Origin of the sequence: Ensifer sp. ENS06, assembly GCF_014852205.1 — a bacterium.
Classification (GTDB): domain Bacteria; phylum Pseudomonadota; class Alphaproteobacteria; order Rhizobiales; family Rhizobiaceae; genus Ensifer; species Ensifer adhaerens.
Window position 1 is genome coordinate 164,704 of sequence record NZ_JACVBC010000014.1, and the last position, 8,403, is coordinate 173,106.

Genomic DNA, 8,403 nt, shown 5'->3' on the forward strand with positions numbered 1-8,403 from the left:
ATGAACGACACTGCACCCTATGTGCTGTTCCGGGACGACAGCGAAAGCCGCACCACGGTTTTCGCATCGCCTTCGCGCGTCATAACGGCCCGCACGAAGGCCGAATTTGTCCGCGGCCTTGCCGAGCTTGAACGCGCGCAAAAATCAGGCAAATGGATTGCCGGCTTCATGTCCTATGAGGCCGGCCATCTCTTCGAGGAGAAGCTCGAAGGCTTTGCCGAGGAAAATCGCAAGACGCCGCTGATGTCATTCGGCATCTTCGATGCGCCGAGCGAGGATCATCCCCTCGCCGAGCCGCAGCGGCGAACCGAGAACGAACCCTTCTTGAGCGAACCGCGCGCCGGCTGGGATTTCGATACCTACCGCGAACGTTTCGACCGCCTGCACCTGCATCTGCGAAAGGGCGATTGTTACCAGGCAAACCTGACGATGCCGATCCATGCCCGCTGGTCCGGCGACCCGCGCGCCGCCTTCTGGTCGCTGATCGACCGACAGCCGGTCAAGTACGGCGCGCTCGTCGCGCTCGACGGGCCAGTGCTCCTGTCGCGCTCGCCGGAGCTTTTCTTCCGTGTCGATGCGGACGGCTGGATCGAGACCCACCCGATGAAGGGCACGGCCAAGCGCGGCGCGTCGGCGCTGGAAGACGCCGAGATCATCGCCGCCATGCGCGCCGACGAAAAGACCCAGGCCGAAAACCGGATGATCGTCGATCTCCTGCGCAATGACATCTCGCGCATCACCGAGGTCGGCACGCTTGATGTCCCCAAGCTCTTCGACATCGAGACCTACCCGACCGTGCACCAGATGGTGAGCCACGTCCGAGCAAAGCTCCTGCCCGAGATCAGCCTCAAGGATATTTTCACGGCGCTCTTCCCCTGCGGCTCGATCACCGGGGCGCCGAAGATGCGCGCCATGGAAATCCTGCACGACCTGGAAGACGGTCCCCGCGACGCCTATTGCGGCGCCATCGGTTTCATCGCCCCGAACGGCGTGATGCGGTTCAGCGTCGCGATCCGGACGATATCGCTCTTCGAAAATGGCAATGCCGTCTTTAATGTCGGCGGCGGCATCGTCTTCGACAGCACCGCCCAGTCCGAATACGAAGAGTGCCTCCTGAAGGCCCGCTTTGCCGTTGGCGACGACAGGATCGCGCTCGGCGAAGGCGATGTCGCGCCCGCCGACGACGCGGTCGTCCGATGACGGATTTCTCGTTGATCGAAACCCTGCGCTACGAGCCCGAAGCCGGTTTCATCCGCCTGCGTCTGCACCTCGCCCGGCTGGTCCGATCCGCCCGTCGTCTCGGCATTTCGGGCGCCGATGGCGCGCAGGCCGCGCTGCTTGCAGCGGTCAAGGCCGGCCATGGCGGCGCCGCGCTTCGCGTTCGCCTCGAGCTCTTCCCGGACGGCCATATCGAGGTGAAGACCGCCCCCTTCGCTCCGCTCCCCCAAGATACGGTCTGGCGGGTACGGGTTGCCAGCACCCGGCTCAAGTCGGGCGATCCGCTGCTGCGCTACAAGACCAGTCGCCGCGCCGCCTATGAGGCAGCCCGCGGCGAGTTCGGCCCGAGCGAGGCCGACGAAGTTCTGCTTCTGAACGAGAAGGATGAGGTCTGCGAAGGCACGATCACCTCCGTCTTCCTCGACGACGGCAGCCGCATCCTCAAGACGCCGCCGATCGCCTGCGGCCTGCTTGCCGGCGTGCTGCGTACCGAGCTCATCTGCCAGCGCCGCGCGCGAGTTGCGCGGCTTTCGCTTAACGACCTCGCCCGCGGCGACCTTTATCTCGGCAACTCGCTACGGGGCCTGATCCGGGTGAACCTCCTGGTCTGAGCCGGGAAGCGTGTGGCGCCTGACCTGGTCCCGTCCATCGCGCTTGGCGAGATAGAGCGCCTGATCGGCGCGTGCATAGAGGTCGCTGACCGTGTCCCCGTCGCGATACTCCGCAACCCCGACCGAACAGGTGTAGAAGAACTCCGGGATGTTCTCGAGCGGGCGGGAATTGCGCACCCGTTCGAGCAGACGATCGAGAATGCGGTGGCCCTCGCTGATGGTGGTATCAGGCAGGATGAGCATGAATTCCTCGCCGCCAATCCGGCCGAAGCAGTCCGAACGGCGCACGAACTCCTGCATCTGGCGCGCAAAGTCGAGTAAAACCTCGTCGCCGCGCTGGTGGCCGTGGCGGTCATTGATCGCCTTGAAGTAATCGATATCGATGATCGCGACACAGCCCCACATATGCGGGTTCTCGGCGCAGTTGGCGATGAACTCGGTGAGACGCCCCATCGTGTAGCGGCGGTTGGGCACGCTCGTCAGCTCGTCGACCTGGGCGGCCCGAAGCGCAAAGTCGCGGTCCTGGCGCAGTTCCCGTTCTTCGGCATGGATCGTCGTGACGTCGACGGCGATGCACAGCATGCAGCCATCCGCATCCACCGTCTCCGTCATCCACAGCCAGCGACCGTCGTGCAGGTCTGTTTCCATGGCGCGGAACGGCACCTTGCCGCGCCGGTGCAATGTCGAGGCGATCCAGGCATCGATGTCTTCCGACTTCAGGATGGTGCCCTGTCCGGCGGCATGGTTCCGACGCATGATCTCTTCCCAGGTCGGGCTCTCGTCCGGACCGACATGGTAGGCCGCGCGAAACGCCGGATTGGCGAAGCGCAGTCGATCGTGCTGATCATAAAGTGCGATCAGCACGGGTGTTTTACTCTGTAGGGCCGCAAGAGCCTTGAGATGACTACCGGTCACGGTCTGTCACGCCTCCGGGAACTAATCAATTATGGCGCGAAGCGGATGCTTCTACCGTAGCTATAGCACGAACCGCTTGTGACAAGCGTTTCACCGTGCGAAACGATAGGGAATATGGTTAAATCGCAACCTAGACCGGTCGCTCCGCATGAAGCATACGCCTTACGACGGTTCTTCAAAACCTTTCACCATCGGCCTTGCCCAGCTCGACCCCGATCGCTGGATTGAGCCGGACGACCAGCTGCAGCACTATCTCTCCGAAAAGAAGCTGCTGCTTGCGCAAGCGCGCGGTACCGTGTTTGCCGCAGCCGACGGTACGCAGGACGCCCAGCGCGAACTGCTCGGCATTCTGATCGACTACCTGCCGACCGCCTACCCCGAGATCTACCGCCGCGACGGCGACAGCATGATCGTCGGAGATGCGCCCGTGCCGCTCGACGGCGATGTGCCGCTGGTCGTTTCCGGCTCGCTCGTTCAGGACGACCTCGCCATCATGCAGAAGACCGGAGACGGCTGGCGTCTCAACGCCGCCTATGTCGCCTTTCCCTCGTCCTGGTCGCTCGCCGAAAAATACGGCCGCACCATGAACGAGATCCATGGCCCCGTCCCGGGTTTCGAGCATGGCACCCGCAATGCCGAACTGATTGCCCGCATGTTCGACAACCTGCCGCCGGGTCGCTTCGTCGAGCGCTTCAACTGGGCGGTCAATGTCGACGGCGCGCTGCACCTGCCGAAATCGAAATCCGAAGGCATCGCCGCCGGTGCGATCGAGATGACCGAGGAGCGGACCTTCATCCGCATCGAACGGCAGACGCTGCGCAAGCTGCCTGAGACCGGTGCGCTCGTCTTCACCATCCGCATCTATTCGGACCCGCTGACGATGCTGCGCAAGCGACCGGATGCCGCGGCGCTGGCCGCGTCCTTCGTCGAGCAGCTGCGCGCCCTGACCTTGCCGCAGGCCGCCTACAAGGGGCTTGTCAGCAAGCGGGACGGGCTGATTGAAGCACTGCTCACGATCGCCGGTTAAGCACAGACGCAAATAGCGGTTGACCCGCCGGCTCTTTATTGTGACAGCAATCTATGCTCTACAGCGCCGCGTGCCCCACGGGCATCGCGGCCGTCGGCACATTCATACGAGCCAGAACAGCGGCCACAGCCGCTTCCTCATGCTTAGTCACCCACCGCCACAGGGAAAGTTTTCTCAGGAGTAAGACAAAAATGGCAGATACCACCTATCCGGTTTATGGCGAGATCACCGGTCCGATCGTGATGATCGGTTTCGGTTCGATCGGTCGCGGCACCTTGCCGCTGATCGAGCGCCACTTCAAATACGACAAGAACCGGTTGATCGTGGTCGAGCCCCGTGAGGATGCTGCCGACAACGAGATCTTCGAACGCCATGGCGTTCGTCACGTTCGCGCGCATGTGACCAAGGACAACTACAAGGAACTGCTGAAGCCGCTTCTGACCGAAGGCGAAGGCCAGGGCTTCTGCGTCAACCTGTCGGTCGACACCGGCTCGCTCGACCTGATGAAGATGTGCCGCAAGCTCGACGTGCTCTACGTCGACACGGTCGTCGAGCCGTGGCTCGGCTTCTACTTCGACGCCGAAATGGACAATTCCGAGCGCACCAACTATGCGCTGCGTGAAACCGTGCGCAAGGAAAAGGAAAAGAACCCGGGCGGCACGACCGCGGTTTCCACCTGCGGCGCCAACCCCGGCATGGTCTCCTGGTTCGTCAAGCAGGGCCTCCTCAACCTCGCCAACGACCTTGGCGTGAAGTTCGAAGAGCCGCATCAGGACGACCGCGAAGGCTGGGCCAAGCTGATGAAGAAGGTCGGCGTCAAGGGCGTGCACATCGCCGAGCGCGACACCCAGCGCACCAAGAACCCGAAGCCGTTCAACACCTTCTGGAACACCTGGTCGGTCGAAGGCTTCATCTCGGAAGGCCTGCAGCCGGCCGAACTCGGCTGGGGCACCCATGAAAACTGGATGCCGAAGAACGCCAAGAAGCACAAGAAGGGTTGCAAGGCAGCGATCTATCTGGAGCAGCCGGGCGCCAACACCCGCGTGCGCAGCTGGTGCCCGACCCCCGGCCCGCAGTATGGCTTCCTCGTGACCCACAACGAGGCGATCTCGATCGCCGACTTCTTCACGGTTCGCGACAAGGAAGGCGAAGTCACCTATCGCCCGACCTGCCACTACGCCTACCATCCGGCCAACGACGCCGTTCTGTCGCTGCACGAAATGTTCGGCAACGGCGGCAACGCCCAGCCGGTGCACCACGTCCTTGACGAAAAGGAACTGGTCGACGGCGTCGACGAACTCGGCGTGCTGCTCTACGGCCACGACAAGAACGCCTACTGGTTCGGCTCGCGCCTGTCGCTCGAAGAAACCCGCCGCATCGCGCCTTACCAGAACGCGACCGGTCTGCAGGTCACTTCGGCCGTTCTCGCCGGCATGGTCTGGGCTCTCGAGAACCCGAAGGCCGGCATCGTCGAAGCCGACGAGATGGACTACAAGCGTTGCCTCGAAGTCCAACTGCCCTACCTCGGCCCGGTCGAAGGTCACTACACCGACTGGACCCCGCTCGACGGTCGCCCGGGCCTGTTCCCGGAAGACATCGACACCAAGGATCCGTGGCAGTTCAAGAACATCCTCGTTCGCTAAGCTGCTGAGACGTAAGCGCATCCGGCCCGGGACACGAACGTGCCCCGGGCCTTTTCATCTCTGGCGGAAAAGCCCGAGGCCGCGGCCTGTCGCTCTTGCTTTCAACTCATGATCGCGGCATGGTCTGCCGGAATGAAACAATCCGCTCGACCCAAACGCGGGGGAAATCGCCTATGAAGCCATTCGCCGTTCTGACCCTAATCGCAACCGCGGCCGCGCTTGCCTCCTGCCAGTCGTCGCCACGGATCATCGATGAGGGTGGGCAGCCGGCACGCCAGGCTTCGGGCGTCGAGGGCTCCTGGGTAGACCCGAACGGTATCGTCTCGACATTTGCCGGTGGTACCTTCTCCACGCGCACGACCGACACCAACCAGTTGCTCGCCTCGGGCAACTACGTCAAGACGAGCCCGACGCTTGTCGAGATCAATATGACCTCGCTGGTGCGCAACACCCAGTCGAAGGTCGCTTGCGCTCTGGTCACGCAGAACCAGCTCAACTGCACCACCGACGCCGGGGCACAGTTCTCGCTCGCGCGTCGCGGCTAAAACAGAAAACACGAAATTGCAAAAGCCTCCGTCCGGAGGCTTTTTTCGTTTGCGGGCCACGACTTAACCTTAACGGTAAACCCGACAACCAGGGCATGGTTTTAGCGCTTGAAGTCGCCTTCAAGTGATGAAAACATCCGGCCCGGCAAAGCCACCCCGACCGTGGGGACCGGATCCGTTTCGGCGGACCGGATGCGGTCGGGCGACAACCGGCAAAACAGGAGAACATCATGATCAGACACGTGCGGACCGGCCTGATGACCGCGTCCATTCTTGCCCTCTCCTCGGGCGCAGCCTTCGCCGATTATGAATTGAACATCCTGCATATCAACGACCTCCATTCCCGCATCGAATCGATCAACAAGTTCGATTCCACCTGCTCGGCGGAAGAGGAGGGCAAGAACGAGTGCTTCGGCGGCGTCGCGCGCCTCAAGGCCTTGATCGACCAGAAGCGCCAGGACCTCTCGGGCAAGAACGTGCTGCTGCTCAACGCCGGCGACAACTTCCAGGGTTCGCTGTTCTTCACCACCTACAAGGGCCTCGCGGAAGCCGAATTCCTCAACCTGATGAAGTTCGACGCGATGACCGTCGGCAACCATGAGTTCGACGAGAGCGAGGACGGCCTTGCCGGCTTCCTCGACAAGATCGCCTTCCCGGTCGTCACCGCCAACGTGCTGCCGAGCCAGAAGTCGAAGATCGGCGACCGCATCAAACCGTCGATCGTGCTCGATGTCGGTGGCCAGAAGGTCGGCATCGTCGGCGCGGTTGCCAACGACACGCCGGAGCTCTCTTCCCCCGGCCCGGACATCCTGATCGGCGACGACGTCGCCACCACCACGGCAGCCGTCGAGGAGCTGAAGAAGCAGGGCGTCGACAAGATCATAGCGCTCACCCATGTCGGCTATCCGCGCGACCTCGCGGCCATCGCCAAGATCCCGGATGTCGACGTCGTCGTCGGTGGCCACTCGCACAGCCTGCTGTCCAACACCGATGCAAAAGCCGAGGGTCCTTACCCGACGATGGTCGATAACCCAGGCGGCTACAAGGTTCCGGTCGTCCAGGCCGGCTCCTACACCAAATATCTTGGCGACCTCGTCGTTACCTTCGACGACAAGGGCGTGGTCAAGGCTGCCAAGGGCGATCCGATCCTGGTAGACAGCTCGGTCAAGCCGGATGAGGCCGTGCTCGCCCGCGTCGCCGAACTCGGCAAGCCGATCGAAGAGCTGCGCTCGAAGATCATCGCCAAGACCGAAGCACCGATCGACGGCTCGCGCGAGAATTGCCGCACCAAAGAGTGCGAAATGGGCAGCCTGCTCACCGACGCCATGCTCGACCGCGTCAAGGGCCAGGGTGTGACCATCGCCATCACCAACGGCGGCGGCCTGCGCGCCTCCATCGATGCCGGCGACGTTTCGATGGGCGAAGCCATTACGGTCCTGCCGTTCCAGAACACGGTTGCGACCTTCCAGATGAAGGGCGACGGCATTCGTGAAGCCCTGGAAAACGGTCTCAGCAAGCTTGAGGAAGGCGGCGGCCGTTTCCCGCAGGTGGCCGGCATGAAGTTCTCCTTCGACAAGTCGAAGCCGGTCGGCAGCCGCGTCGTCTCGGTCGAGGTGAAGGAAGGCGAGGCCTACGTCCCGCTCGATCCGGCCAAGACCTATTCGCTCGTCACCAACAACTACATGCGCAATGGCGGCGACGGCTACGACGTCTTCAAGGAGAAGGGTGAAAACGCCTACGACTACGGTCCGGGCCTCGAAACCGTGCTTGCCGACTACCTTGCCGCCCACCAGCCGTTCAAGCCCTATACCGACGGCCGCATCACCGAGGTCGCTTCGGCGGCCGGTGCGGCAACGGCCGAGCCGGCGGCGGACGCAAAGCCTGCTGCCGACGCCACGGCAGCCCAGCCGGCGGCAACGGCCGGCGGCACGGCGGCAGCGAGCGGCCCGCAGAAGCACGTGATCACCAAGGGCGACACGCTCTGGGATCTCGCCAAGGCCTTCTACGGCGAAGGCGCGCTCTGGAAGAAGATCTCCGACGCCAACGGCAAGCCGGCGCCGCGCCACCTGCATGTCGGCAAGGAACTGGAGATTCCGGCAAAGTAAGACAATTTGCCTCTACTTTCAGAGCCGGCGCGGCTTCCCCGCGCCGGCTTTTCTTTTTAGAAGGACTGGAAACCGAAGGAACGAAAGCGGCGTCCCGATACGGGGACCCGACGAGGATGAAGATGACCGATCAGCTTGCCGTGACCACCCCTGCCAACCACCCGTCCGTCAAATCCGGAAAGGTCGGTATCCTGCTGGTCAATCTCGGCACGCCTGATGGCACCGACTACACCTCGATGCGCCGCTACCTGAAGGAGTTTCTGACCGACCGCCGGGTGATCGAGTGGTCGCGACTGTTCTGGTACCCGATCCTGTTCGGCATCGTGCTCAACACCCGCC

Annotated in this window: 8 protein-coding genes; 7 read left to right on the top strand and 1 reads right to left on the bottom strand. The window is 62.9% G+C overall.

The genetic code is table 11. The features are described 5' to 3' along the window. Together IB279_RS31110 and IB279_RS31115 are read left to right on the top strand one after the other, a co-directional pair. Entirely contained in the window at positions 1 to 1,200 is a 1,200-nt protein-coding gene (locus IB279_RS31110) for an aminodeoxychorismate synthase component I (RefSeq protein WP_112771784.1), read from the top strand. Next, positions 1,197 to 1,829: an aminotransferase class IV family protein gene (locus IB279_RS31115; RefSeq protein ID WP_112771783.1), complete on the top strand. Its 633-nt coding sequence runs from the start codon at positions 1,197 to 1,199 to the stop codon at positions 1,827 to 1,829. The genes IB279_RS31110 and IB279_RS31115 overlap by 4 nt, the downstream gene beginning before the upstream one ends. Here IB279_RS31115 and IB279_RS31120 read toward each other — a convergent pair. After that, positions 1,794 to 2,744, bottom strand: a complete 951-nt coding sequence (locus IB279_RS31120; RefSeq protein ID WP_034806098.1) for a sensor domain-containing diguanylate cyclase — start codon at positions 2,742 to 2,744, stop codon at positions 1,794 to 1,796. The two genes, IB279_RS31115 and IB279_RS31120, sit on opposite strands and share 36 nt — an antisense overlap. 148 nt (positions 2,745 to 2,892) lie before the next feature. Between IB279_RS31120 and IB279_RS31125 the strand changes: the two genes are divergently transcribed. The 5 genes from IB279_RS31125 to IB279_RS31145 all read left to right on the top strand — a co-directional run. Further along, a complete protein-coding gene (locus IB279_RS31125) occupies positions 2,893 to 3,771 on the top strand; it encodes a DUF3445 domain-containing protein (RefSeq protein ID WP_112771782.1) in 879 nt (292 codons plus the stop codon). A 191-nt stretch (positions 3,772 to 3,962) separates the two neighbouring features. Then, complete coding sequence (locus IB279_RS31130; RefSeq protein WP_034806092.1) at positions 3,963 to 5,414, top strand: homospermidine synthase; 1,452 nt, start codon at positions 3,963 to 3,965, stop codon at positions 5,412 to 5,414. Between the two features lie 173 nt (positions 5,415 to 5,587). Further along, positions 5,588 to 5,959, top strand: coding sequence for an outer membrane lipoprotein Omp10 (omp10, locus tag IB279_RS31135; protein WP_034806089.1), 372 nt, complete (start codon positions 5,588 to 5,590; stop codon positions 5,957 to 5,959). Between the two features lie 230 nt (positions 5,960 to 6,189). Then, positions 6,190 to 8,064, top strand: a complete 1,875-nt coding sequence (locus IB279_RS31140) for a bifunctional UDP-sugar hydrolase/5'-nucleotidase (protein ID WP_034806086.1) — start codon at positions 6,190 to 6,192, stop codon at positions 8,062 to 8,064. A gap of 122 nt (positions 8,065 to 8,186) precedes the next feature. Beyond that, positions 8,187 to 8,403 (top strand): ferrochelatase (locus IB279_RS31145; protein ID WP_192340487.1); only part of this gene is annotated, 217 nt, incomplete at its 3' end.